The 26,378-nt window shown below is 61.5% G+C and carries 21 protein-coding genes and 1 tRNA gene; 13 read left to right on the top strand and 9 right to left on the bottom strand.

Going from position 1 to position 26,378, the window contains the following annotated elements; translation table 11 throughout:
* Positions 1 to 87: 87 nt before the first annotated feature.
* Positions 88 to 1,482, top strand: coding sequence for a wax ester/triacylglycerol synthase domain-containing protein (locus BW971_RS00665; RefSeq protein WP_234974201.1), 1,395 nt, complete (start codon positions 88 to 90; stop codon positions 1,480 to 1,482).
* 3 nt (positions 1,483 to 1,485) lie between these two features.
* On the opposite strand, the gene BW971_RS00670 is transcribed toward BW971_RS00665, so the two are convergent.
* The gene (locus BW971_RS00670) at positions 1,486 to 2,553 is read right to left on the bottom strand and encodes a glycerophosphodiester phosphodiesterase family protein (protein WP_143690138.1); all 1,068 of its coding nucleotides are present in this window, start codon (positions 2,551 to 2,553) and stop codon (positions 1,486 to 1,488) included.
* A 199-nt stretch (positions 2,554 to 2,752) separates the two neighbouring features.
* Here BW971_RS00670 and BW971_RS00675 point away from each other — a divergent pair, with 199 nt between their 5' ends.
* The 8 genes from BW971_RS00675 (at position 2,753) to BW971_RS21785 (ending at position 13,769) form a co-directional block, all read left to right on the top strand.
* Entirely contained in the window at positions 2,753 to 3,460 is a 708-nt protein-coding gene (locus tag BW971_RS00675; protein ID WP_076475624.1) for a helix-turn-helix domain-containing protein, read from the top strand.
* A 65-nt stretch (positions 3,461 to 3,525) separates the two neighbouring features.
* A complete protein-coding gene (locus BW971_RS00680; protein WP_083709201.1) occupies positions 3,526 to 5,100 on the top strand; it encodes an alpha/beta hydrolase in 1,575 nt (524 codons plus the stop codon).
* 176 nt (positions 5,101 to 5,276) lie between these two features.
* Positions 5,277 to 6,416, top strand: a complete 1,140-nt coding sequence (locus BW971_RS21005; RefSeq protein WP_159441809.1) for a cellulase family glycosylhydrolase — start codon at positions 5,277 to 5,279, stop codon at positions 6,414 to 6,416.
* Positions 6,417 to 6,980: 564 nt separating this feature from the next.
* Positions 6,981 to 9,305: a glycosyl hydrolase family 28-related protein gene (locus BW971_RS00690; RefSeq protein WP_076475627.1), complete on the top strand. Its 2,325-nt coding sequence runs from the start codon at positions 6,981 to 6,983 to the stop codon at positions 9,303 to 9,305.
* 238 nt (positions 9,306 to 9,543) lie between these two features.
* A complete protein-coding gene (locus tag BW971_RS00695; RefSeq protein WP_076475629.1) occupies positions 9,544 to 10,974 on the top strand; it encodes a glycosyl hydrolase family 28-related protein in 1,431 nt (476 codons plus the stop codon).
* A gap of 669 nt (positions 10,975 to 11,643) precedes the next feature.
* On the top strand, positions 11,644 to 12,126 hold the full coding sequence (locus BW971_RS00700; RefSeq protein WP_234974137.1) for a recombinase family protein: 483 nt from the start codon (positions 11,644 to 11,646) through the stop codon (positions 12,124 to 12,126).
* A gap of 180 nt (positions 12,127 to 12,306) precedes the next feature.
* Positions 12,307 to 13,443: a tyrosine-type recombinase/integrase gene (locus BW971_RS00705; protein ID WP_234974139.1), complete on the top strand. Its 1,137-nt coding sequence runs from the start codon at positions 12,307 to 12,309 to the stop codon at positions 13,441 to 13,443.
* Positions 13,419 to 13,769 (top strand): tyrosine-type recombinase/integrase, encoded by a 351-nt coding sequence (locus BW971_RS21785; RefSeq protein ID WP_234974142.1) that lies wholly within the window; start codon positions 13,419 to 13,421, stop codon positions 13,767 to 13,769. Before BW971_RS00705 ends, BW971_RS21785 begins: the two co-directional genes overlap by 25 nt.
* Here BW971_RS21785 and BW971_RS21015 read toward each other — a convergent pair.
* The 3 genes from BW971_RS21015 to BW971_RS00725 all read right to left on the bottom strand — a co-directional run bounded on the left by BW971_RS21015 (position 13,766) and on the right by BW971_RS00725 (position 15,748).
* A complete protein-coding gene (locus tag BW971_RS21015; protein WP_143690140.1) occupies positions 13,766 to 14,893 on the bottom strand; it encodes a hypothetical protein in 1,128 nt (375 codons plus the stop codon). The two genes, BW971_RS21785 and BW971_RS21015, sit on opposite strands and share 4 nt — an antisense overlap.
* Before the next feature lie 59 nt (positions 14,894 to 14,952).
* Positions 14,953 to 15,549: a DUF4365 domain-containing protein gene (locus BW971_RS00720; protein ID WP_083709138.1), complete on the bottom strand. Its 597-nt coding sequence runs from the start codon at positions 15,547 to 15,549 to the stop codon at positions 14,953 to 14,955.
* 125 nt (positions 15,550 to 15,674) lie between these two features.
* Positions 15,675 to 15,748 (bottom strand) — tRNA-Gly (locus BW971_RS00725).
* A gap of 192 nt (positions 15,749 to 15,940) precedes the next feature.
* Between BW971_RS00725 and dcd the strand changes: the two genes are divergently transcribed.
* Positions 15,941 to 16,510, top strand: coding sequence for a dCTP deaminase (gene dcd, locus BW971_RS00730; protein ID WP_076475638.1), 570 nt, complete (start codon positions 15,941 to 15,943; stop codon positions 16,508 to 16,510).
* Positions 16,511 to 16,520: 10 nt separating this feature from the next.
* On the opposite strand, the gene BW971_RS00735 is transcribed toward dcd, so the two are convergent.
* A complete protein-coding gene (locus BW971_RS00735) occupies positions 16,521 to 17,096 on the bottom strand; it encodes a TetR/AcrR family transcriptional regulator (protein ID WP_076476258.1) in 576 nt (191 codons plus the stop codon).
* A gap of 86 nt (positions 17,097 to 17,182) precedes the next feature.
* On the opposite strand from BW971_RS00735, the gene BW971_RS00740 reads away from it, so the two are divergent.
* The 3 genes from BW971_RS00740 to BW971_RS00750 all read left to right on the top strand — a co-directional run bounded on the left by BW971_RS00740 (position 17,183) and on the right by BW971_RS00750 (position 21,187).
* Entirely contained in the window at positions 17,183 to 18,793 is a 1,611-nt protein-coding gene (locus BW971_RS00740) for a DHA2 family efflux MFS transporter permease subunit (RefSeq protein WP_076475640.1), read from the top strand.
* Between the two features lie 227 nt (positions 18,794 to 19,020).
* Entirely contained in the window at positions 19,021 to 20,064 is a 1,044-nt protein-coding gene (locus BW971_RS00745) for a glycosyltransferase family 4 protein (protein ID WP_076475642.1), read from the top strand.
* 172 nt (positions 20,065 to 20,236) lie between these two features.
* Positions 20,237 to 21,187 (top strand): hypothetical protein, encoded by a 951-nt coding sequence (locus BW971_RS00750; RefSeq protein ID WP_143690141.1) that lies wholly within the window; start codon positions 20,237 to 20,239, stop codon positions 21,185 to 21,187.
* Between the two features lie 47 nt (positions 21,188 to 21,234).
* On the opposite strand, the gene BW971_RS00755 is transcribed toward BW971_RS00750, so the two are convergent.
* Genes BW971_RS00755 through BW971_RS00770 form a run of 4 tightly spaced genes read right to left on the bottom strand, consistent with a single transcriptional unit; the run spans position 21,235 to position 26,057 of the window.
* On the bottom strand, positions 21,235 to 22,629 hold the full coding sequence (locus tag BW971_RS00755) for an O-antigen polymerase (RefSeq protein WP_234974143.1): 1,395 nt from the start codon (positions 22,627 to 22,629) through the stop codon (positions 21,235 to 21,237).
* Entirely contained in the window at positions 22,622 to 23,950 is a 1,329-nt protein-coding gene (locus BW971_RS00760) for an MATE family efflux transporter (protein ID WP_076475646.1), read from the bottom strand. Before BW971_RS00760 ends, BW971_RS00755 begins: the two co-directional genes overlap by 8 nt.
* A complete protein-coding gene (locus BW971_RS00765) occupies positions 23,947 to 24,822 on the bottom strand; it encodes a glycosyltransferase family 2 protein (RefSeq protein WP_076475648.1) in 876 nt (291 codons plus the stop codon). The genes BW971_RS00760 and BW971_RS00765 overlap by 4 nt, the downstream gene beginning before the upstream one ends.
* Complete coding sequence (locus BW971_RS00770; protein ID WP_143690142.1) at positions 24,819 to 26,057, bottom strand: hypothetical protein; 1,239 nt, start codon at positions 26,055 to 26,057, stop codon at positions 24,819 to 24,821. The genes BW971_RS00765 and BW971_RS00770 overlap by 4 nt, the downstream gene beginning before the upstream one ends.
* Positions 26,058 to 26,378 lie beyond the last annotated feature (321 nt).

Raw genomic sequence — 26,378 nt, forward strand, 5'->3', positions numbered from 1 at the left:
AACGATTCTCCAGAGGAGACGACGGCGACCACCGATGCCTCCGGCGCGGACACCGACAGAGCACTGGACTGGGCCACCGAACCGCATATGAGCCCGGTCGATGCGTTGATGTGGCGAGGTGACGCCGACCGGCGACTGCGGGGCACCATCAGCATGCTGGAGATCTATGATCGTCTCCCCGATCAGCGTCGGTTCATGGCGGCGCACGAATGGGCGAGCCGGATGGCACCGCGGTTTCGTCAGCGGGTCATCGACTCACCGTTCGGGACCGGAACGCCGAGTTGGTCGATCGACCCCGAGTTCGACCTGCACTATCACGTACGCCGGATCAGACTCGCCGGTGACGGTTCGATGCGGGAACTGTTGACGGTGTGTGAGCAACTCGCGATGACCGCTCTGGACCCGACCCGCCCGCCGTGGGAGGCCACGCTGATCGAAGGGTTGCCCGAGGGCAAGGCCGCGTACTTCCTCAAGGCGCATCATGCCCTCACCGATGGGCTGGGGGCGATCATCGGTTTGGCGCAACTGCATTCGACGTCGCGGGAGCCCAGCCCGAACAAGCCCCAACCCCCTAATCCGAATCCGAAGAACGTCTCCGCATTGGATGTCCTCGGGCGTCAACTCGTCGAGGAGCTGCAGCGGCTGCCGCGACGTGCCGAGATGACGGCCAAAGGGGTGTGGGCGCTGTCGAACCCGAGGCGCGCATTGCGTGAGACCCTGCGGTACGGGCGGTCGGTACCGCGTGTCGCGGGCCTGGTGAGTCCACCGGGATCACCGCTGCTGGCCAGGCGCAGTGTGTCGTGGCGGTTCAGCGCATTCGAGGTCCCCCTGGCAGATCTGAAGGCCGCGGCGAAGGCGAGCAGAGCATCGGTGAACGACGTCTACGTCGCCGGACTGATCGGGGGGTTCCGGCTGTACCACGAGAAGTTACATGTCTCGGTGGACACCATCCCGGTGGCCATCCCGATCTCCGTACGACGGCCCGACGATGCGAAGGGTGGTAACCGGATCGCCGTCGGGCGCCTCGCGGCGCCCCTGAACATCGACGACCCTTTCGAGCGGGTGTTGACCATCCGCGAACAGGTGCGGGTGGCGCGGACCGAGCCGGCGGTCGATCTGTTCAACACCCTCGGCGCGGTACTGGCGTGGTTGCCGGGGCAGGTGATCGCGCAGTTCAGCGGTACCACCGCCGGGAACGACCTGCAGGCGAGCAACGTCCCCGGCATCCCGTGGGAGACCTATGTCGCCGGCGCCAAAGTCGAACGGATGTTTCCCTTTGGCCCTTTGCCCGGGTGTGCGGTGATGGCGACGATGATCTCGCACAACGGCATCGGTTGTATCGGTATCAATCAGGACGCGGCGTCGATCACCGAGCCGGAACTGTTCGCGGACTGCTTGGTCGACGGGTTCAACGAGGTGCTGGCGCTGGCGGCCGACGACGGATCCGATGTGGTGCCCGGGATGTTGACGCGAGTGGTCTGAGCGTCAGGCGCGCACCGGCGCGGGCAACTGCAGGCCTTCCTCGGCCATGACCCGACGCAACCAGTCGGGGCGGTTGGTGATCAATCCGTCGACGCCGAGTCGGATCAGGCGCCGCATGGTCGCGGGATCATCCACCGTCCACGGGATCACCTCGAGGTGCCGCGCGTGGGCAGAGGCAACCATCTGTGCATCGGGGTACAACGTGAAGTCGGGGTCACCGAGTTTGCCCTCCTGCGGGAACCCCTGCACCGGTGAGATCGCGGTGACTCCGGGTATCGCGGCTGCGGCGGTCACCAGATCACCACCGAAGTCGTCGGCGTCGAGCCCGCCGAGCCAGGGCGACTTGCCCGGTTGGCCGACCTGCAAGAAGTCACGATTGGTGAGGGCGACGAGGGGCAGGCGCGGGTCGAGACGGTGCATCACCCGCAGCGCGCCCCAATCGAAGCTCTGGATGGTCACCTGATCGCGCAGCCCGGAGCGGGCGATCTCGTCGTGAACGCGGCGTACGAAGTGGTCGCGCGGTGCGGTCTCCGTGGGGGTACCCGCCTCGACCTTGGTCTCGACGTTCATCTTCACGCGGTGCGCATGGGTCCGCTTGATGAGGTCGAACACATCGTGGAGCTGGATCAGCTTTGCCCCGGCGATCTGCTGCTGGTCGGGGAACTGTGGCGATCGGTGGTAGCCACAGTCGAGAGTCCCGATCTGGGCGAAGGTCAGGTCTTTGATCAGCTTCCCGACGTAGGGGAAGGCGGGATCATCGGGGAACAACGGTGCGGTGTCGCGGCACTTGTCGCCGCTGATGCGGCGGTCGTGGCTGACGATCACCTTGTCGTCGCGGCTGATCTGGGTGTCCAGCTCGAGCGTGCTCACGCCGAGTCGCAGCGCCTTCGCGAACGCCTGCGGGGTGCTCTCGGTGGTGAGGCCGGCACCGCCGCGGTGGGCCTGCAGGTCGAATCCGGTTCGAGGAGTTGCGGCGACTGTCGGGGTGGTCATGGCGCCGAGGACGGTGGCGCTGGTGAGCGCGGCCAGGATCATGCCGCTGGTGGTCAGGAGTCGACGGCGACGAGGCATGGGTCTGGTTCTACTCTGCGACCTCCGTGGTCGTGTGCCGTCGAGGTGTCGTGCGGGTGAGCATCACACCAACTCGGTGCATGGAGCCGGTGGCGGTGCATCGGTCACCAGGCTTGACCGTGCCGTAAGGGCATGGTTTTGACTGGGATGCGTAACCGTCAGAACCACCTTAGAAGCCGACACGAGGAGCAACGTGACCATGGGTTGGAGTACCCGGGAACTCGCGGAACTCACCGGCACCACGATCAAAACCGTCCGGCACTATCACGACATCGGTCTTCTCGACGAGCCCAGCCGTGCGAGCAACGGCTACAAGCAGTACACGACTGCGCATCTGGTGCGGATGCTGCAGATTCGACGCCTGGTGGATCTGGGTGTTCCCCTCGCGGAGGTGGCGATGGTGGAGCGCGCCGACGCGGAGTCGGAGGACGCCATCCGCAGGATCGACGCCGAGTGTGCGGCGACCATCGACCGTCTACACAAGGTGCGTGTGGAACTCGCCCAGATCCTGCGCAACCGGGACGCCGTGACCATGCCCAGCGGATTCGAGGATGCGGCAGGGGAGTTGACGGACGCCGATCGTGCGCTGATCACCGTCTACTCACGCGTGCTCGACGACGAGGCCATGGACGAGGTTCGCGCGATGGCGGCCACCGAGTACCCGACCGACGGCGACTTCACCGCATTGCCCGCCGATGCGGGTGACGAGGTGATCGAGGATCTCGCGCGCCGGATGGTTCCCGTCATCCGACAGATCCATGAGCGCTACCCGCGTGCACGCCGGATGTCGATCGCCGGTGGGTCCGGCGACAACCCCACCGGCCAGGCGATCTCTGAGCTGTACAACCCGGCTCAGGTGCGGGTGTTGCGGCTGGCCGCGCAACTCCTGGGCGACGCCGACGTCTGATCCGCCATTGCCGGCGAGACCTGCTGCGATCACCCGTGTCCATCATCATCGTCCGAGGAGAAACCTTGCGTCGCCACCCAGTACTGATCCTGCTGACCGCTCTCGTGATCGGAGTACTCACCGCCGGGTGCGGTGACGCCGCCGACACTTCGGGCGACGCTGCGAGTTCATCGTCGGCGACACCTGCCGCACTGGACCGCTTCTACGGGCAGTCGCTGTCGTGGGGTGACTGTCGGCCGTTCGCCTCCACCGCGGTGGAGAGGCCGTACTACGTCGCTCCGTTCCAATGCGCGCGAATGACCGTGCCACTGGCCTACAGCCGGCCGGAGGGTCGGACGGCGTCGATCGGGGTGATGCGCCTCCCGGCAAAGGGTGACCGGATCGGATCCCTGGTGGTGAACCCTGGCGGTCCGGGTGGATCCGGGATGACGCAGGCGGCGCTCGCCTCGATCGGCCTGAAGAACACTGATATCCCGAAGCGGTTCGACGTGGTCGGATTCGATCCGCGTGGCGTCGGCGCGTCCACCCCGGCCATCCACTGCTTCACTGACGCACAGCGCGACCGTGGTGACGACCGGGTGACCGCGCTGGGGTCTGCAGGTCCATGGACGGCGGACTACACGCGGAACCTGGTGCAGGAGTGCGCAAACAGATCGGGCGGTCGTGATGCGTTGGCAGCAGTCGGAACTCGTGATGTGGCCAGGGATATGGACGTTCTCCGCGCGGTGCTGGGTGAGCAGAAACTGACGTTCGCGGGCCAGAGCTACGGCACCCGACTCGGGGCGGTGTACGCGGAGATGTTCCCCCGCAATCTGCGGGCCATGGTGCTCGACGGCGCGATCGATCCCGGTCTCGGTACCGCCGAGCGACGAATCATCCTGCACCGTGGGTTCCAGCGTTCATTCGACCTGATGGCGGCCTCGTGCGCCAAGCAGGCGGACTGCCCGCTGGGTACCGACCCCGGTAGGTCCACCGAGGAGTTCCAGAAGATCACTCGACCGCTGCTCACGAACCCTGTTCCCGCGGGTGGAGGCAGAAATTTGGGATTCAACCAGGCCACCGGTGGTGTGGTCAACGGGCTGTACTACTCCGAGCAGTGGCCGGCGATCATCGCCGCGATCGCACAGGTGAAGAACGAGCACCGTGGCGAGAAGTTGATCGCGCTCAACGATGCTCTGGCTGTGCGAGGTCCGGATGGGGTGTGGAACAACCAGAGCGACGCGAATTACGCGATCAACTGCAATGACGAGCAGCGTCGCACTCCCGAGCAGGAGGCCGACCTCCGAAGCGCGGTGTTCGAGACCAGTCCGTTCCTGGATCCCGGGCAGCCCGTCGACGGTGTCAGTCGGGACGGGTGTGAGGCGTGGCCGGTCGCGCCGTCGTTGAACATCCCCTACGCACAGGACATCGACAAGTCGGTGCTACCCCAGACGATGGTCATCTCCGTCACCGGTGACCCCGTCACCCCGTACGACTCCGGCAAGCAACTGGCTCAGGATCTCGGGGCGAAGATGTTGACCGTCAACGGTGAGCGACACACGGTGGCGCAAGCCGGTCTGAACCCGTGCGTGAACGGAATGTTCGCGGACTACCTGATCAACCTGAAGCTGCCTGCCGACGGAGCGAGCTGCACGTTGTGATGGGGCGCTGGGGCCGACGACGCTTGATCACAAATTGTTCCGAGCCCGCTATGACTGCGCGACTGACGCGCTGGTGGTCAGGTCACCGTCGCGGCTCCATCGACGGACCTTCAGCATCAGCGTGAAATGCTGTGAATCTGTTGTGGACGCTCATAGCTCGGGTTATGCTCCGTCGCATGAGCCGTCCGCCCTCATCGGTGTTCGTGTATTTCCGACGATTCGTGCTGGCCGTTCTCTGCTGGGTGATGTTCCTCGTCCTGTGTCCGATCTCGCACGCTTCGGCGGCGAATTCATATCCAGGACGCAACGGCATCGGAATGAACGGGTTGAGTTTTCGGGATTCGACTTCTACGCAGAATGCGGCTGCCGCACGGATTGCCGGCGTGGGCGCCAAGTGGGTGCGAATCGAGGCGGATTGGTGGTATGTCCAGGGGGGCGGCCGTACCGTCTACGACTGGGCGGGTTTGGATGGCGCCGTTGCGGCAGCACGCTCCCATTCGCTGAACGTTCTGATGCTCATACAGAAGACCCCACCGTGGGCGAGGTCTACAACCAATGGGAGCACACCGCCGACCAACGTTAACGATTACGCCGCTTTCGCTTCGAAAGTGGTCGCACGTTATGCGCCGCAGGGAATAACCGCATACGAGGTTTGGAACGAGCCCAACATCTCCGTATTCTGGGCAGATCCGACGACGGGAAAGCCAAATATTCAAGGATATGTCAACCTGCTGAAGGCAGCATACCCAGCAATGAAGGCTGCAACCACCACCCCCATCAAGGTGATCAGCGCTGGGCTCGCCCCATACGGAACTACCGGCACCAGCCCGGATGGAAATGCAATATCGCCATTGACATTCTTGCAGCAAATGTACGCCGCGAACGCAAAGAACTATTTCGATGCAGTCGGTTGGCACCCGTACACATCGCCAGCGCTTCCGAACGACACAGCAGATTGGAATGGCTGGTCTCAGATGTCGGTCGACTTCCGCGCCGCGGATGGTTCTATTCGACAGAAGAGCGTGAGGACAATTATGTCCGACAACGGTGACGCCGGAAAGGGCGTGGTCATGACCGAGGCGGGTGGTCCTACCGCCGGTGAGGCCAGCCTGACCGAGGACCAGCAGCGCCTCGCCTATCAGCAAGCAGTCACCGCGCGTGCGTCATGGGACTGGGCAGGGCCGATCTTCTTCTACACGATCAACGATTTTGCGCCTGTGACAACCCAGAGCCCGGACCGTGAAAACTACTTCGGTGTGTACCGATACGACGGCACTGCCAAGCCCGCAGTGTCTGTCCTGCAATCTGTGAGCTGATGCCGAGGTGCTTGACGATTTTCGAGCGTACGACGTAATTCGATTTTAGAGTGAAGCTCCTGTCGAGCGCGAGAGTTACCCAACGTTTGCCTATTTTTCACTCCGACTATGTGTCATCGCCATGTCCGCGGCTTTCGATGAACCGCATTCGTACCCGCAGGTCTGAATCCGCTGGACCTTGAGCCAACAACAGATATCGCGAACTTGGTGAACTCGCTACTGGCGATATGCGTATGCGAAATGATTCATCGGACGCGGGGCACGAAGCCCAATCTGAGTGACCTCGCTAGCGATAAAACCAAACGGCCAGCGTCGACGACTGTCGGCGAGCATACTTGGATCATGGTAAGCAAATACGTGGCAGATGTGGGCAACGGTACGTCAACCTCTATTGTAATTACGCACGGTCTCGGAACCCGCGATCTTCAGGTTGATTTGTACGACGTGACCACCGGTGAAACGGTGGACTGCGACGTGGTCAGGACGTCCACGTCTGCGGTGACCTTGGGTTTTGCAACCGCGCCTGCATCTAACTCGCTACGCGTCGTTGTTCAGGGCTGAAAGATGGCACGCAAACAATTAGGAACCGCTCCGACACGTGCTGCTGATGCCCTCACGGTTGCGGCTCTTGCTACTAAGTGGGCCGTCGTCAACGTTAAGGACTACGGCGCGACTGGAGATGGCACCACCGACGATAGCGCGGCAATCACAGCCGCAACTTCAGCGCTCACTAATGGGCAGACGCTGTACTTTCCGGCGGGAAACTATCGTTTCGCGCAGAAGAATCCAGCGTCTGGTGCGGCAGTTGCGGTCGTAGGTAAATCCAACATTGCGATCATGTTCGATCCGGCGGCACGGTTGACCATGGACAACCTTGATTCCTCGGGCAACGGAACCGGACACGGCATCCTCGTCAAGGGGGCGGCCACCAACGTCACCCTCGTGAACCCGAACATCACTTGGACCACGGTGCCCAGTGCCCGTAGCTTCGGCGACGGTGTGCACGTACTTGGGTACCCATCTGACAGTGCTCCTCCGGCGGGTTGGGTAGGTTCCACCGGCACCGTCACAAATCTCACGGTAATAAATGGCAGAGTCGCGAACGCACCGCAAACCGGCATGGTGCTTCTCGGGGTATCCGACCCCAAGATCATAGGTTTCCGGGCGATATCAACCTTGGCTGATGGTTTGCATTTCAACGCTTGCCGTCGCATCACCGCCATGGGGCATACCGCTCTCTCCTGCGGAGACGACGGTCTCGCCTTCGTCACGTACTATGACGCGTCGGCGCTGTGGGCAACTTCGGATGACGGCCCGTTCCAAACGTCAGTATTGACTGATTGGTGTAATTCTGGTGCTGTAGCGGCTGTTGCGGTGACCGGTGGATCCGCTAATGGCGTCAGAATTCAGCAAGCGCGGGATCTCGCAGTTTCCAGTGTCACAGTAAACGGAAAATCCAGCGGCATCATAATCAACTCATCTATTGCTGGTGGTTCGATCGCGTGGACATCATTAGCGTCACGAAACGTTACTATTAACTCGATTGCCATTGCGTCGTGCGACACTGGAATCACCATCAGAACGGAACAAATCAACTCGACGAACGATTCCAAATGGTGGGACTTCGCCGGAGTAAACGTTGCCGACGCCGATGTGCGCGGCTGCACCAACTGGTCGGTATCATGTAGTGGCGACGGGTCCGTCAACTCGACCGTCGCAGGCATCAGGTTGGGATCAATGAAGCTGGTTGCCGGAAGCGGCGGTGGAGGCCAAGGCGGAGTCAATATCACCAGTCTGCGATCGGCTGCTATTGACGGTGTCCATCTCGTCACCGACCACGGCTCTCAATTTCTCATCGGTGGTGCCGACACTCTCAGGTCTGGTTCGGTGACCGCGCTACCGTCTTCCCAACTTTCGATTGGCCGAGTGGTCAATGAAGGAGGGAATTTGCTGATACAAGACATTGCCGGCATCACCGCAGTGACCGTTGAATCACGAAACGCTCCGGGAGATGGTGTTCAGCTCAATCGTGTCAAGGACGCCGTGATACAGAATTTGCGGTCGACATTGCCCGGCCGGAGCGGTGGATTGACTCGAGGGTTGCTCCTCACCAAGACGTTCAATATTGATATCGCCAATGCAGTCGTTGCAATGGATGCTGCGACGCCGTCAAGCTTCTCTTCCATCGAAATCGGCGGTGGAGACGCCGGTGACATTGCAGCGAATGGATTGCGTATCGAGAAGCTCACGTACACCTCCGCTCTGAATGACACGGCAAACAAAGCCGTCTCACAGGGGGGAAGCTACGGACCCTTGGCGTGGTATGCGCGCCTCAATTGGCGGCACTCCGGAGCCAGCACCCCTGTCTGGTTCCGTGGTCAATTGGGCGATCAGGCAACGGTGGTCCCGCTGTTGCGGCAAACACTGAACTCCGGTTCCACGGTCTACCAGGGGTTGGCGATACCCATGGGAGCGCTATTGGTTGGAGCCAAGTTTCGCGTCACCCTCGATTTCGCTAACCCTGCGACGGCGGCAACACAAGCAATTGCGTTGCGATGGGGGCCCAATGGCTCTGCCGGTGATACCCCTGTGCTGTCCTTCACTGCGACAGGGACGGCAGCAGCGGACAAGGCTCGACTGGTCTTTGACGTGGGTGTTGACTCTATATCCACAACTACGGGGGCAGTCACCGCGCAACTCCAGATGACGCGACAGCTTCAATCTGGCACCACCGGCTTTCACAACGTCACCGCAGCGACTTCACAGTTCTCCGATGCGCAAGCCACCTCGCTCAATACATTTGCCGCCACGTATCTGGGCGTCAGTATCGTGACATCAGTTGCCTCGACGACGATCCTCCTCAGCGGCGTCATCGAGAGGATCTACTAGGAAACCTAATATAAGCTCGTATCTGTTTAATCACAGGCTCGATTGCACGGGCATCGTTCGGTTTGTGCGCTACTTGACGCTGATGGTGGATCCGCCGACCGCGGTCATCGTCATACTCCGCGCCTCTCGGGTTGCGCGATTGGCGACTCCTCGTGTGGACTTGTACGAGTAGCTTCACCTGAGCGTGGTCGCCTGAAACTTCCACGACCGTAAACCTGGTTAGGTAGTGTCGTGTCGTATGAGCACATTGTCTGTCGTCAGCGTCAAGGATTACGGAGCTGTTGGAGACGGCACCACCGATGACACCACGTCGGTATCCAACGCACTGACTGCGGCGAGGGCGGCCGCGAAGCCTCTTTACTTTCCCTCTGGTACCTACTTAATCACTGCATTTCCCACAGTCCAGGACCAGGACAGGTTCTGGGGGGAAGGGCGCTGGCTAACGAAGATTTTGTACAACGGCACCGGAACGCTTGCGACCTTCACGGGCAAGCAGTTTCTGGAGTTCCGGGATCTTCAGTTTTATGCCACTGCCGCAGGGGCACGGCTTCTCAAGCTGTCAGGTTGCTTTCGCTGCTCCTTCAAGAGTGTGATCGTCCGTGGTAACCACACCGGCGCGAACACTACCTACCAAGGCCAGGTCGGCATCGAACTCTCCGACAACACAGGCGGCACCTTCTTTACCGACTGCGACATCCAGAACCTGGGTATCGGCTTACGCACTTCGTGTATCGAAAACGAAATGGCGCAGTGCAAATTCACCAGCAACTGGAAGTCCCTGTACGGGATCGGGGGCACAGCGAACGCGGGCATGTACCTGGTCAACGTAGAGTTCGTGGGCGGCACCAACGACCAAACCACGTATGCCCACATCATCATCGACGGGTCGGCGAACAGCTGGTCATTGGTGAACGTGTGGATGGAAGGCTGTAAGTACGGGGCGGTGGTAGGCGCATCGGGTTCTGGGCCTACACAGTTCGCCATGACTGGATGCAAGGTGGCCGGTCGGACGACCGGTGTGGTGTTGAATGCATGTCTTCAGCCAACTCTGCTGAATGTGGAGTTCGACCAAGACCAGAACTCAGACACGTCACCGACTGAGCTCTCGATTAACTCGACCTACTGCGTGACCGGCGCGTCTATTAACTGTGTCAGCACGATGCAAGACGACATCCAGTTCTCGGTGTACCCGCCGTATTGGTTCGTGGTCCGTAAGGGCAATGTCCACATCGGAGCGCTCGACGCGTACGCGGTGGGCTCAGTCGGCACTTCGGTGCCGAATAAGGACTATGTCGATTATCGGTTCGCGAACCGATCAGCCTTCGATGCCTCTTACGTCCATACCCTCGGCAGCGTCGCCCGTGCCGCCGGGCTCGGTACGGGCGGTAGCGGCTACCGGTTTTCCCAGGCCAAGACGCTGCAGAAGATCACCATCCGAGGTCGCACCGCGGACGCGTCCGGAAACTTGACCGTTCAGGTGCTGAAGAACGGGTCATCGACAGGGATGCCATCGATTACCGCCGCCGCGGGGTCACAGGTCTCGGGTGTCACTTCGTACGGCACGTGGTCGGTCGCCGAAGGGGACATCCTCACCTTCAACGTAACGGCCGTCGGAACCACTCCCGGACAAGGGTTGACCATCGATCTGTTCGGTATTGGCGCGGCATGACTGTAACCACGCACCGCTAAGCTGTACTACAAGGTCAGTAGCGAACGGCGGACGGCAAGCACCGCACCAAGGGAGGGTTTCGCAGTCGTAACGCCGCCAGGGATCACGCGACGACGGTCGAGTTCAATCAGCAACGCGGCACTACGTTCGACCCGAAGCCGGGTGAGGTGACGTTCCGTGTAGCAACGGCAGCATGGTTCGAATCCCGGTGCGATTTGATGGCGGCGACGCGGGCCGGTTATGCCTGCGCCTTGGCGCTCGCGGAGGACTGTAGCTCGAATATGACCGAGCTGGGAATCGGCGCGGTGACTTACCCGCTCATGCCATCAAGCGCGGGCGGATCTCGCGGTGGTGGACCGGCTGACAGCAGCTGGTAAGAAGCCGTCGACAGTGCGGCACGCGTACTTCCTTGTGCGGATGGTTCTCGCGCAGGCGGTCGTGGACGGACGGCTCACTGCGAACCCCGCCGATTGCGTCAGGCTGCCGACCGAACGCGATGCTCGGCATGGTGGACGACCCTAGCGAGTTTCCGATGGCGGCGCGAGTCAGCGCACAAGGGTTAGTCTACGCTCAAAAACGTTGTCAGAGGATGCCTGTGTATAAGGCGCGTCACCTTACGGCGGTGTGGGGCGTAAACGGTGGTTTGCGCCATAACTGTGGGGAGACAACATGAGTCACATGATCGCTTACCTACGCGTCAGCACTCAGGAGCAGGCAGATAGCGGCCTTGGTCTGCAGGCTCAGGAGGCGGCGCTCAGGGCCGAGGCGGCTCGCCGAGGCTGGGAGCTGACGATCCTGCGTGACGAGGGAGCAAGCGGTAAGAACGTCAACCCCGGTCTACGAGAAGCGCTCGACAGGTTGGGCGCCGGGCTGGCAGACGGGCTCGTCGTCACCAAGCTAGATCGCCTAGCGCGCAGCGTCAGCCACGCCAGCGACATCATCGAGCGCGCCCAGTCGCAGCGATGGAACCTCGTCATGCTCGACCTGGGCATCGACTTGGCCACGCCGAGCGGCGAGGCGATGGCCCACATGCTGGCGACGTTCGCGCAGCTGGAGCGCCGACTAATCGGGGAGAGGACCAGGGCCGCGCTCGCCGCGAAGAAGGCTCAGGGTGCGACGCTGGGCGGCCGCGCATGGCGTCCGGTGTGGTGATGCGCCGCATCGTCGGGATGCGAGACCAAGGCATGAGCTACGGGGCTATCGCCCGCGAACTGACAGCCTCCGGGAGCTCAGCCCAGCCGGTCGCCCGGTGTGGCAGCCCAGCACCGTTCGCCGCATCTGCGTCTCGCATCACAGCCGACAGCCGACAGCCGACAGCCGACGTGGCCTGACATGGCGCACATTCGTACGCGAACAACGCAAGGGCAGCATCGCAACGGCAGGGCCGTGACCCACTACGAGGTGCGCTGGCGCGAGGACGTGCGAGACGAGCGCGGATTGCCGATAGCGGTTGACCCGAATCGCCCCGGTGGTCGCAAGACGCAGCGCACGATGCAGAAGTCGTTCCACGACAGGGATGACGCCGAGCGCTTCCGGGATCAGCTCAACAGCGAACGACACGCACCGGGTGGCATCGTCGTTCCGCGAGACAAGCTGTTCGCTCACGCTGCGGAAGCCTGGCTCGCCAGTCGCACCGACTTGAAGGACCGCACCCGCGCGGAGTACACGAACCTACTCAGCCCTAAGGCTCGCGCCCACCGCGACGGAGACGGAAATAGCACCGCGCACTTGTCGATCATCGCGACGTTCGGCGGCACGGCGGTCACCGCGATCACTCGCCAGCAGATAGCCGAATGGGTGCAGGCGCTCACCACAGCAGGGAAGAAGCCCAGCACCGTGCGGCACGCCTACTTCGTCGTGAAGATGGTGCTGGAGCAAGCCGTGGTGGACGGGCTCCTGCGCGACAATCCGGCCGATCACGTCAAGCTGCCGAGCGAGCGCACCGCCACCAGCGGGACTCCAGGCGTCGTCGACGACCCCGATATGTTCTTGTCGGCTGACCAGGTGGCGGCGCTTGTCGCGACCACGCCTTGGCCGTTCAACGTGCTGGTGCACACCGCCGCGTGGACGGGCCTACGTGCTGCAGAGCTGGGCGGGTTGCAGGTGGGCGATGTGCAGCTGCCCATAGGCCAGATCAACCCCAACGCGCGTCCCGCGCCGGGTCTGTTGCGGGTGGAGCGGACCTTGAGCCCCTCGGGCGGATACGACACCCCAAAGAACCGCGGGAGCCGACGGCGAGTGCCCCTGACGCCGGCGACCGTGGACGTGCTGCGCGACTACCTGGCCGAACATCCATGCGCTGACGATGTCACCGCACCCCTGTTCCCGGCGTTCGGCTTACGAGCCGAGCGACCTACCGGCGTTGCCGTCGATCCCAGCCGCACTACGCCGAGCCACCCGGCGCGAAGGCTTGGCGCAACGCTGACGCGCTGTCCGCGCTCACCGTGGACGAGGCCGAGCAGCGCCTAGGCCTGGACTGGTCCAACCCGGTTCGACACCAGAACTTCTACAAGGCGGTGTTCCGCCCGTCGGTGCTGCGAGCCAATCGGCAGGCCCGAAGGCGAGCGCTGCCGCCCGCACTGAAGTTTCACGCTCTCCGCCACACGTACGCCAGCCTTTGCGTCGCGGCAGGCATCCCGCCGTTGGAGATCGCCCGCTTCATGGGCCACGCCAAAGTCACCACGACGCTCAGCGTCTACGCGCACCTGTTTGAGGACGACCACACCGACGCAATGTTCGCACTTGAGGCGATGAGTAAGGTCAGCGGCGAGAACATAATTGCGCTACGGGGCTAACTTGGAACTTCGTCAGAGCGTGAAATCAGTTCCTTGCCCCTACCTTGGCTGTCCGTGATTCGTAGACTCTTGACGTCCACGATCCAATACTTCGAGTTGATCCGTTCCTGCGTACCGACCACCCGCACGAGGCTCCCTGCCTTGTGGGATTCGACTGCGTCGTCGTAGTTATCGGTTAACGAAATCAGCACTTGTTCGACATCGCTGCCGGAAAGCACTCGAACCTCGACGACACCCGCCTCGCCGGGGGTTGCGCGGTGTAGGTCCGTAACTGCGCCGTCAATTGTCACTTGCTTCTTCGTGTCTAGCTCTTGAAGTCGATTAACAGCGGCCTTGAGCGCCGGAGCATGCTGGGCTTCGAACACAATTCGGCTTGCCGCGGACGGGCCAACTTTTGATGTATCACGGGACATCTGCGTACTCCACGAGATCACTGTCTCGGACGCGGGTGAGTTGCCTAGAACCCGCCGCATCCCCTTTACTAGGTCAAGTGATACGCCCGAGGTGACAGTCTCATCGAATACCGCGCCGTTCAGGTGGCGCACATACTCGGACGAAGCAAATTGTAGTGCTTCGAGTCCGCCGTTGAATGTCTCCACAACTTGGCGGCCGGTCGGCGCAATAAGGTCATCGTAGGACTGCCCATCTTTTCGTACTGGCAGCGGGTTCGTTGGCGATATTGCGGTGATAACAAAGCTACCGATCTTTGTCTGCCCCATGCGAAGTTGAGACATAAATTCCGTCGCCACGCGGCGGTGAGAGCGACCGAAGTGACGCTGCTGGGTCTCAGCGGACTTCGCTGCAGCTGAAAGGACCTGTCTGAATCCGACGATCTGGTTCTCTGCGGATCGCCAGGGTATTGACCCGCCAACAGTGGGCTCATCTTTTCGATTTATAAGCTCGTCTACGCCAGGCAGAATCAGTTGGAGGATTAATGTGTCGGCTTGTTGTGGATAAACAGATGCGATGCGGCTAAGTGCTTCCCAGGCGCGCTGGATGTAGTCGTCGTAGTCTCGGCGAAGGGGGACCACGACGCTCTCTGTCCTGGACTCCGAGTCGAGAAGCCATTGAGAGGAGATATTCTCGATACCGCCGCTGCGTCGCCAGCCGAGGGAACGAAGCACCGACTCTATCGTCTGAGGGTAAATTCTCTCGATTTCCGCGGCGTCAAGCCTGATTTCACTCAAGGGTGACCACCATCCCCGATAAGATGTAGCAGTCGACAGAGCTCTAGAGGGTCGACCCGCTGTTTATATGGGATGCGGACGGTAGTGCTTGTTACGCCGGTCGGTGCGCGGCCATATAGATTTATCCAGTACATCGAATGTCGGAGTATTGTCCACTTATCTAAGCATTTCACCCAACTATCAACAGATTCTGGAGCGATCAGCACAAAAACAAGGCGCGGATTATGAATCTTGGTAGAGGAGAAGGCTTTGAACAACGCATTGTCAATCTTGAAGCCAAAATCACCATCATTTTGCGGGCGGACTGTATGAGTGGCTTTCAGTTGAACGTCGATCTTTGCTTCTTCATAAGTCGTGTGCGCCTCAGATTTGAGCGCAAACGTCCAATCAGTTTTGTGGAAATCTGGTTGTGGCGGCGACAGTGTGCATCCGGATGCGGCTGCAAGCGCGTGGAGAATCCCCTGCTGAAGAACTTCTCGGGCGTTGTAGAGCTCAATATTTCCGCGCGTGGTGCTAAGCAACCCGTGGGACGTCACTGCACCTCCGATAATCACGGCCGAGATCAAGATCACCAACAGTACCGCTGCGTCCATAGACACACACTCGCACCAGCATCCGACAGATTCGGAATGTCACCCGCCGGAGTGTGTGGGGAGTGTGTGACGGCTACAGCGAGGGGCGCGAAGCCGAAGTAAGACCGCTCTACCTGCGGTGATGCTGGAGCCGATGACGGGAATCGAACCCGCGTATTCAGCTTGGGAAGCTGATGTTCTGCCATTGAACTACATCGGCGTGCGAGGCGTACTCGCGAGCGACAGCTTAGCAAACCCTCGGGTGACGACGGTCCGCGCGGCGACGTCGTGCTGGATGCGCACCAGTTCGGCGGATACGTACCCTCTGCTGCAGATGCGCACGCGGGAAACTGCTGCGGATCCGGCGGACGCACGCGGCACCGGACAACCCACCACCCGTTAACCTCGTCCTGTGCTGCTATCCGATCGGGACATCCGTGCCGCGCTCGAGTCCGGTCGACTCGGGATCGAACCCTACGATGCGACGCTGGTCCAGCCGTCGAGTGTGGATGTCCGGCTCGACGGGTTGTTCCGGGTGTTCAACAACACCCGGTACACGCACATCGACCCCGCGCAGCGGCAGGACGAGCTGACATCGCTGGTCGAGCCGGCCGACGGCGAACCGTTCGTGCTGCACCCCGGGGAGTTCGTGCTCGGTTCCACTCTCGAGGTGTGCACTCTGCCCGACGATCTGGCCGGGCGCTTGGAGGGCAAGTCGTCGTTGGGGCGACTCGGGTTGCTCACGCATTCGACGGCGGGATTCATCGACCCCGGGTTCAGCGGGCACATCACTCTCGAACTGTCGAACGTCGCGAATCTGCCGATCACCTTGTGGCCCGGTATGAAGATCGGCCAGCTCTGCCTGTTCCGGCTGTCATCTCCGGCCGAGAACCCTTACGGCAGTAGCAATGTCGGTTCCAAGTATCAGGGGCAGCGCGGACCGACACCGTCCAAGGCCTACCTGAACTTCCAGTCGCGCTGAGTACGGCCGCTCACGACGGTCCTGGGGCGACACCTCTCTCGATGAGGTCGAGCACGCTCTCGTAGACGAGTTCGGAGTCGAACATGCCGGGTGGCCCCGCCTGATCCAGTTCGAGGCTGACCGCGCCGTGGACCGTGGACCAGATCTGCATGGTCTGCAGCGGGATGTCGTCGTCGCGAATGACACCTGCGGCGTGTCCGTACTCGACCAGGTCGCTGAGCGCGGTGAACGCCGCGTATGCGGCCTCCTCGTTCACCTCGCATTGCCCGGAGAACATCAATCGGTAGAGCGGAGGATTCTGCAACGCGAAACGACGGTATCGCCGTCCACCTTCGCGTAGTCGTTGTCGCGCGTCCTGTATCCCGATGTCACGCATGAGTGCCCGCAGTTGGACGTAGCCGTCGTCGGCGATCGCCTCGATCAACCCGTCTTTGCTCTCGAAATGGTTGTAGACGCCCATCGGCGCCACGCCGGCCTCGGTCGCGACCGTTCGCACGGTCACGCCACGCACACCGTCACGGGCCAGGACCTCCTGGGCCGCGGCCAGCAGCGCGGACCGGACCTCGGTTGCCGGAGTTCTTCGCATCACCACTCTTGACAGGGTACTAGAACAATGTTCTTCTGAAGTAGAACAATGTCCTACAACGTCGCCCAGTGTTCAGAGGAGCCGTCATGATCTCCACCTCGATCCGCACGAGGGAAGTACACCGGTGGTGGGCGCTCGCGGCGCTCTGCCTGGCCGAATTGTTGGTGATGATCGACAACACGATCGTCAACGTCGCGCTGCCCACCATCAGTCGCGATCTGAGCGCCGGAATCTCGGGCTTGCAGTGGGTGGTCGACGCCTACACGCTGGTTTTCGCCGGGCTGCTGCTGACCGGCGGTTACATCGGCGATCGGTTCGGGCGCCGGCGCGCGCTGGTGGTCGGGATCGTCGGCTTCGCCTCGGTGTCGGTGGTGGCGGCCACGTCGACCGGGTTGAGTGCGCTCATCGCCGCGCGGGCAGGGCTTGGCGTGTTCGCCGCGCTCGTTTTCCCGGCGACGCTCGCGCTGGTGACCCACATCTTCACCGATCCGCGGGGCCGCGCGGCCGCGGTGGGGATCTGGTCGGCGACGGCGGGTGTCGCGGTGGCCATCGGGCCGGTGCTCGGCGGCTGGTTGCTCGAGCACTACTCCTGGTCGTCCGTCTTCTGGATCAACGTGCCCATCGGTGTGGGGGTCATGGCCATCGTGCTGCTGGTGGTGCCCAGCCCGACTCCGGAGCAGGTCGGCAAGCTCGACGTGTTGGGGGTGCTGCTGTCGATCGTCGGTCTGTCGCTGTTGACGTATTCGGTGATCGAGGGGCCGCATCACGGGTGGGGCGACTACCGGACCGTCGGTGGGCTGATCCTCTCGCTGGTGGTCCTGGGACTGTTCGTCCGCCGCGAGGCCCGCATCGAATTCCCGATCTTGGACGTCACGCTCTTCATGAACCGGCGTTTCGCCGCAGCGTCGGGAATGATCGCGGTCGCGTTCTTCGCGCTGATGGGCTTCATCTTCCTGATCACACAATATTTCCAGGCGGTTCAGGGGTACGGGGCGTTGGAGGCAGGCCTGCGCACGCTGCCGTTCGCCGTGGTCATGGCCGCACTGTCGCCGGTGGCGATGGTGGTGGCGAAGACATTCGGTGCGGGGCGAGTGGCCGCGGTCGGCTCGGCGCTGATGACCGCCGGGTTCGCGGTGGTCGAGTTCTCCACCCGGGAGTCGTCGTACTGGGGACTCATCGTCTGGTCGATGAGCCTGATGGCCGCCGGTCTGGCGATGATCGCCGGACCCTGCACGCAGATCATCATGGACTCGTTGACCCCCGCACAGGCGGGTGCGGGGTCGGCGGTCAACGACACGACCCGTGAACTCGGCGGCACGTTGGGGGTGGCCGTGCTCGGATCCATCCTGACATCGGCCTATACGGCCGCGGTGGCCGGCAAGCTGGCCGATGTACCGATGCCCGCCGACGCGAAGAACGCGGCGACGGAGTCGGTGATGGCCGGGGTCGAGGTGGCGGCACGGGCACCGGAAACCATGCGCGGCGCGCTGACCACCGCGATTCAAGACACCTTTGTCACCGGACTGCACAACGCGGTGTACGCGGCGATCTCGATCACGGCCCTGGGTGCGGTGATTGGCTGGTTCATGTTGCGGGATAAAGGTGTCGAGTCGCCGAACGGCACTCACGACAGCGCCGCGGTGGAGGGTGACTCCGACGGCGCGCTGTCGGACGCCGAGGTGGTGGGCCGGAGCTGAGGGCTCGGGGATGTCGATGTGCCGGCCTCTGGGGTCGTCACATCGTCGTGCCAGGTGGCGTTTTGTGGGGTTTGCCGTAAGTGGTTACCTACGAACTCACTGTGAGGTTTTTGTGAAAATGGTGCAGCCTATTATGCGAATGTGCAATACACTCTTCGCCCCGTAGTATGGCCTGGGGGGAGTCAAACGCCGCAACCTGACAGCGGCCAAATCGGAGGGGATTTCGCGTGCCGACAGTGCACATCAACGGCAAGTGGCTCAGACAGCCGTTCACCGGAGTGCAACGATATTCAGATGAAATCGCGAAGAACTTGACGAACGCACAGGGGTTCCGCTTCGTCCTGCACGTTCCGAAGGGTGCTAGCGCTCCTGAGTGGGCAGACAAGGCGACGATGACCACACGCGTCGCACCCGTGAGCGGACTACTTTTCGAGCAGTTCTATTTGCCGGTGGTCTCGCGTGGTGGGCTGCTGCTGACCTTCGGAGGCACGGCACCACTGATCAAACGACGACAGCTGGTGACGTTTCATGACGCGACACCCTTCAGATTTCCCGCAACGTACACCAAGCTATTTGTTGCGTTCTACTTTGTCGCCTACTTCATCCTGTCGCGCACGGCACTCATCGTGATGACGGTCTCGGAATTCAGCCGAGGTGAGCTTGCCGAGGTGTTGCGTACATCGCCTCGACGTTTCATGGTGGTTCCTTGCGCAGCTAATGGGTTGTCGGAGATCGAGCCGAACAAGCCCGACCTCGAGTGGCGGACGGGGAGCTACCTCGTGGTTGGAACGTACGCACTGCACAAGAACCTTGTCGGTCCGGTCCGCGCGTTGTCGGACTCTGGCCGGACTGCTGTCGTCGTGGGAGCAGCCGCTGATGATCGCGTCTATTCCTCCGTGTCCGCCACGTTCGGCCCAGGAGTGACCATTGCCAAACGACTGACTGACGCGGAACTTGCATGGCTGTATCGAAACGCCCGCGCCCTGGTCTTCCCGTCGCTGTACGAGGGTTTCGGTCTCCCCGTGCTGGAGGCGCAGACCATGCGTTGCCCGGTTGTCGCCTCGACAGCGGCGTCCATTCCCGAGGTAGCAGGTGACGGAGCGCTGTACTTTGAACCCGAGGCGCCTGAAGACTTGCTCAAGCAGCTCGATGAACTCGAGTCTTCAGACTCTGTCGTGGACGGACTAGTCGACCGCGCACTCGGCAACGCTGCGCGCTTTTCATGGGAGACTTCTGCTGAACGCATTGTCGAGTGGCTCCATGCGCAATAGCCGGCCTTGGCGGTCACAGCTGACGTCTCTCCTCCTCGCGGTGGTCGGGTTGACCACCGCGTGTGCAGCGAGCACGCCGCCACAAGCGACTCATGCGTCCCCCCTACAGGCTTCCGCTGACGCTACGAGAGAACTTCAAACTGACATCGACGCGATGCCGGCGGGTGGAACCTTGAAGCTCGACAACCGGCGCGTGTATTTGCACGCTGGAGTGCTGAAGATCCGAAAAGCGGGCGTTCGGATTGACGGGAACGGCGCCACAGTCCAGGCGACCAGTACACAGACCTCGTCTGTTCAGGTATTGGCGGACGATGTGAGTATCAGCAACTTGAAGCTGATCGGGCCGCGGTCGACAACTCGACGCGACGGGATCGACCAGCAGGCGCTTGCAATATTGGGCGCCAAGCGGACATCGATTACCGGTACCTCGGTGGACGGGTCAGCGGCCGCCGGTGTGTTCATAGGCAACGGATCGAGCGGTTTCTCGCTGAACGACGTGCAGGTCCGAAACACGCGCGCGGATGGCATCCACATCACGGGCGGGGCAAACACCGGGAAGCTGTCTCAGGTGACAACGGTGAATACCGGCGACGACGGGGTGGCAGTTGTCTCGTACGGTGACGCGCCGGCATGTCACGACATTGTTGTCGTGTCACCGACAGTGCGCGGCACCACTGGCGGACGCGGTGTTGCTGTCGTGGGTGGGCAGCGCATTCAGATCAGTGATGTCGATATCTCGGATACGAGCGCGGCCGGCGTCTACGTGGCCACGGAGCCTGCCTACGACACCAGATCCGTTAATCAGGTGTCGGTGGTGGGTGGTTCCGTCACGCGCGCAAACCGCAATCCGTCCGTCGTCAATGGTGCGGTACTTGTCTACTCAGGTCAGCCGGGTACGTCGACTGAATCGGTGACAATCAGCGATCTCTCAATTTCGCAGACGCCCGCTTCGGCGCAGCGTGCGGTCGGGCTCGTTGTTGACGCGGGCACGGTCTCGAACGTCACCTTCTCGAGGTTGACATTGACCAATCAATCGGTTCGCCCATTCGTGTCGACGGCCCGCCCTGGTGCCTACCGAGCCGACGACTGGACCTCTAACAACCGACCACTGTCTGTCAACTGAGCGTCGAGGGTTCAACCGAAGTCGCCCCGGACACACGAGGCTCTTGATCAGGTTCGGGCGTGGGTTCGCAGACGGGATCTACTTGTTTGGCGATGCAAGAGCAGGGCAATGATCAACAACGCCAGCCACGCGTACGTCGTTCGTCCTTGAGCCCAGTGCATGTACCGAGGGAGTTCGACCAATCCGATGAAAAAGACCGGATACAGCATCAACCCGAATGGCGATCCATTACAAAACGACCGGTACAGGTAACCGATGAGCAATCCTGCGACAAGGAAGTAGATTAATCCACCGTAGATACCGTAGTCGATGAACGGGCCGACGTAGCCGCTCGGGTTGTTGAACTCTGGATTGCCAAACTGCGCCAACGCGGTCGTAAAAGCGGACGCAGTTTCCCCTTTTTCGCTATACGGGACGTCGTGGTGACCCAGAAGTTCATAAAGTCCTACCTGTTGGACTCCGGGAGCCGTCCAAAACGCGGCTAACGTGTCGAATGGGAGACGACCGGGCCAGTCGACATGCTTGAGGATCAGATCCCCGTTGTTCAACGATGTGGCGTAATAGCCGGCTAGCCGATCCAGCGCGAACTGACCGAAACCTTCGGTGGTCGTTGTCTTGAAGTACTTCCAGGAGCGAAAATACTCGAAGCCGGCGAAAACAGCCGCTACCAGCGGCACCGCGAAGGCCGGGACGAACTGGACGGCTGCGCGGCCACTCCGCGAGCGACTGGCGAAACCTGCACACAAGATTGCACCCGTCGGCACGACCAGCTCCAGGATCGCCAAGCGTTCTGAGAAGATGTACGCCCTGGGAACTGCGAGACCGAGCACCACGAGCAATCGTATGAGTTCACCGCGTGAGAACCTCTGCACGAGAAGTGTGGTCGAAACGACCACCGCCGCAATTCCGAACTGTGTACACGTGGTCACTCCCGGAATAGTCCCTACCGTGTCACGGATAGGTGCTCCGGGTCCGTATGCCGGGGATCCGGTTGTCAACTCAGCGGGCGTGATGCCTGCGCGGGCGATCAAAACGCCGAATCCCAGATAACCGAACACGGTGAGGCCGGTGAGTACGATACTGGCACGCCGCAATAATTCATGTGACTCGCACGTCAACGACGGCCAACGTCGATGGCTCTGCTTCGACGCAGTCAACGAGATGGCGATCAAAGCCCCGAGAGCAAGGGTGAGTGCACCAGTACCAAAAAGAAGGAAGGTGTGGGTGCCGATGGACTTCGGACTCCGCCATAATGTGCGGAAACGCTGATCGTCCACAAAGACGGTGGGGATGATGGCTGCGAATGCGACGACTATCGACACCGAGACGGGTGACAGCCACCAAACGCGAAGGGGGATCGAACGCTTTGCATCGCTAACCGACTGCTCGCGGTCGGATACGGACTTCCGCGTTAAGGTGTCGCGGTCTTCTAGCTCAGCCATGTGTACTCGCAGTCAATTCTCTGACCGCGCGGGCGACTCCCAAGTGTGCGTGGGGGGCCCTCGGCAGAGAGTGCTTGGCGGTCAGTGCTTCGGCGACGGACAGGGCGGCTACGCCGGCGGACGACGTGATCGCGAGTGCCACGGGGCCGCCAAAGTACGCCGCAGCCAGTGCGCACGGAACAAAAGCGATCAAGACGAGCGTCGCTGTTCGGCTCACCTCGCGTAGATGGTTACTGATGATGAGGATGGCAATGTTGACGTTGAGCGCGGCTTGGAATATTCCGCTGATTGCAAGTATCACGAGCAGTAGCGCCGCCGACTTCATGCCCTGGCCGTAAGCGATCTGGAGAAAGAAACCGCTGAAGGCCGCCATGACTATCACAACGACGATCGTCACCAGAGTGTTCAACGTGGCCGCATTGGACAGAGTGCGAACAACCTCTGTCTTCTTGCCTGCCGCCCACAGCCGTGCGGCGGGGGGCGTGACAGCCAACGCCGTTAGACTCTCCAAGATCGTCACCTGGGACGCAATTGTCGCCGCTGCCGAGTAATGCGTTGCGGTCACCGGGCTGAAGGCCGCTGACGCCAACCAGATGGTTCCCGACATCATGAGGAATGCGGACAATTCGAGGCTGAACAGTCGAGTTCCGCTGTATATGGCGGTCTTCAGAGTCGAAACACCAAAGATCTTGGTATAACCAACATCTTGACGTGCGATCCAGAGTGCTACGAGCAACTGTACGGTCGCGACAATTGCGTATGCGGACAGCAGCAGTGCGAGCGTGGGGCGTTCAAGGGTGACGGCAAGGAGCCCGATCACCGGTAAGACGATCGCGCTGCGAATGTAGTGCATCGTCCCGACGGATGCGCCGACACGACCGTACGCCGCGAATATGTCGCTGAGCATCAACCGCACGCTCTCCACGACGATGACGACTGTCGTGAGGATCAGAACGATGACGAAGTCTCCGTGACCAATTAGTCCGGCTGTGGCGCACAGCGCGACGACGGGCGCGCTCGCGGAACTGAGGAGAAAGGTGGCAAACAGATGTGTGCCGGCAGCGCGCCGGCGGGACTCGTGATCAGGCTCTGCGGGAATTAGCCTGATGACGTTCGGGCCGAGTCCGAGCCTGCCGATCAGCGGTCCGATCGACAGAGCGGCAAGGACCGCAAAGAACGCCGATGCGTCGCGTGCGTCCAGAGTGCGGACAACGACGACAGTCAGCAGGAAAGTCGCCACCATTCCGACTGCCGCTGCGATGGTTCGCCACGAGAAACTTGATCGCAATTCGCGATTGGCTTTCGCCTCATCCACCGTCATGGCTCCCTCCCAAGCCAACCCGCGACCTCACCCCGCAGATACGCCAAGTCAGACCGTGCGACGATGACGTCACCCCGAGCGGCACGTATCACGATCCCTACCATTTTCCTCAGCGCGTGGTACATCAGATGCGCCACCGGCAAGTGGTGGCGTCGCCACAGATAGCCCATACCTACGCCGTACTTCAGTTTCTTGCTGACAAGATCTTCGGTCGCGTCGTCTCGATCGTCGTCTTGCAGGATGACGATCGAGGGATCGTAGAAAATCCGATGACCGGCTGCCAACATTCTCAGAACGAGATCGGATTCCTCCCCGGCTCCACGCCAGCCCGGCGCTCCGGCGCCCACGCCCTCGTCGAACGGTGCCGAGGAGGGAAGCGCGTTTACGCGAAGGAACAAGGTGCTGCTGACTGAGGTGCGAACGAAGTTCCGCCTGGTGATGAACGTTGGTTTCTCCAACCACCGCAACATCGAAGGTTTGCCGTCAGGGGTTAGCTGGACACCCGACACACCGGCCAAATCGGGTCGGCTGGCCAATAGTTCAACTACCTTGCTCAGTGTTTCCGGCGGATACCAGCAATTGTCGTCCGGGAACCCAACGATCGGGGCTGTGACTAGACCCATTCCGACATTGCGCCCGACTGAGAGCCCCCTGCCGCTGACTGTGGACCGAGACTTCCCGCCCATTGCAGCATTGTCGAGCACCGCCGAACTACGTTTATCCGAACTCTGGTCCACCAGGACGAACTCCACGTCGTCGAAGCCCTGTGAGTCTCGGACAGACTCGACAAGCCGTGTTAGGTCGTCAGGTCGACCGATGGTGCTGCATACGAGGGCGAGCGCGGCGGTTGACTGACTCGGTCGACTTGTCATCTAGCCTGTCGCCCCGGTTTGTCGAGTACTTCTCGGCTACCTGAATCACCGTAATCGTCGGTGCCGTCTGAAGCACCAACACGCGATGGCTTGGTCTGTGACTGCACTTCGTGGCGAGAGCGCCCAGAAGTCTGAACGTGGTGGCCACCGCCAGGTGGGCTCGCGACTGCGGCAGTAGCTGGGCTCACGTCCGCAGGAGTCGCGAACGAGCCGATTGATCGCCATATGGGCGCTCGGGTGCAGACAATGACAGCGTCTTTGGTCGCCCTGCGAGCCAACCGCATGAGAACGTCGATATCCGTGCGCGAGTCGTAGCCCAACCGGACGACCACGACGACGACATCGCTTTCCGAAATCAAGCCGGCAAGTGATGGCGACTGTCTGATCGTCGTCCCGTCAATGATCTCGAGACTGCCCGATGATCCCGGCGTTGGTGAGTGATCGCTTTCTGAGGGCTTCACGAGTCGCGCCGCGCGACCACCACCCTCACCTGCCCCGGACAGCAGAGCCGAGATGAGTGAAGCCCCGGATTCTGTGCTCGCGCCTGCGACCACGATTCGTCTGTCGCCGGAGCCGTTCAACTGCGCCAGCAGTTCGCGCCCCACGCCCGCTGCCGAGTCCACGTCTGCATGAACGCTATGTAAGTCGACAATCGGTGAGAGCACTTCGCCGTATTCGTCCACCAATACACCCTTGCCGCCGGAGACGTCAGCTCTGCGGCGGTAGGCGAGCGAGATCAACAGACCGAGAATCCCGCCGATCACCGCTCCTGCGATGATCGTGAGGCCGGAATTACCGGCCTCACTGCCCGTGGCGGTCGGTTGCTGGACCAGCTGAACATCGGGTGCCCGCTGAGTCTGCACGTCGATTGCTATGCGCTGCTGCGTCAGTTGGTCGATTCGGGCCGACTGGCCGGGTTGCTGTTGTAACGTGGCGATTTCGCTGTCGAGTGCGGCCATCGCGTCACGTCCTCTTTGCTCGGTGAGCTGCTGGACATGGGCGGTGTACGTCTGGATCGCAACCTGAGCGGATGTCAGTGCGTTGCTCTCGCTATTCGCTGTCGTGGTGAGTGTTATGGCCGAGGACTGCGCGTTCTGGACTGCGGTCACGTCCGCGGACTCGCCGGCGGGAAGCCGTTTGCTCACTTCGTCGTGGAAACCGCTGCCAGACATATAGGCGACCTCGCCCGCGATGTAGCTCTGCTCGAGATCGCTGGACGTGGTCGAATTCGTCATGATCTGACTGGGATCGACAGGCGGAGAAATTCGGATAATCGCAGTGGCATTCCCCCCGCCGGAATTTGTGCCCCCCGCCACGGCTCCGATGGCGGCCCCGACGATAATGCCGAGTACCGCGAGCGGCCACAGTGCGGCTAGCATCACTCGCGATATGACGCTCTTATGTTGTCGCATCCATATCCCCATACGCTGGAAGTTGTCTCCACTCACTATGCCAGTGAGTGGAGTGGTAGTCACATTCATCGGAGAGCCTGACAGATCCGGCGCAGTAGCGGGGCCCGGTCCAGAGGGAAGTGGGTCACAGTTCCCGCTATTCAG

It is taken from the genome of Williamsia sterculiae, assembly GCF_900156495.1.
Taxonomy (GTDB): Bacteria; Actinomycetota; Actinomycetes; order Mycobacteriales; family Mycobacteriaceae; genus Williamsia_B; species Williamsia_B sterculiae.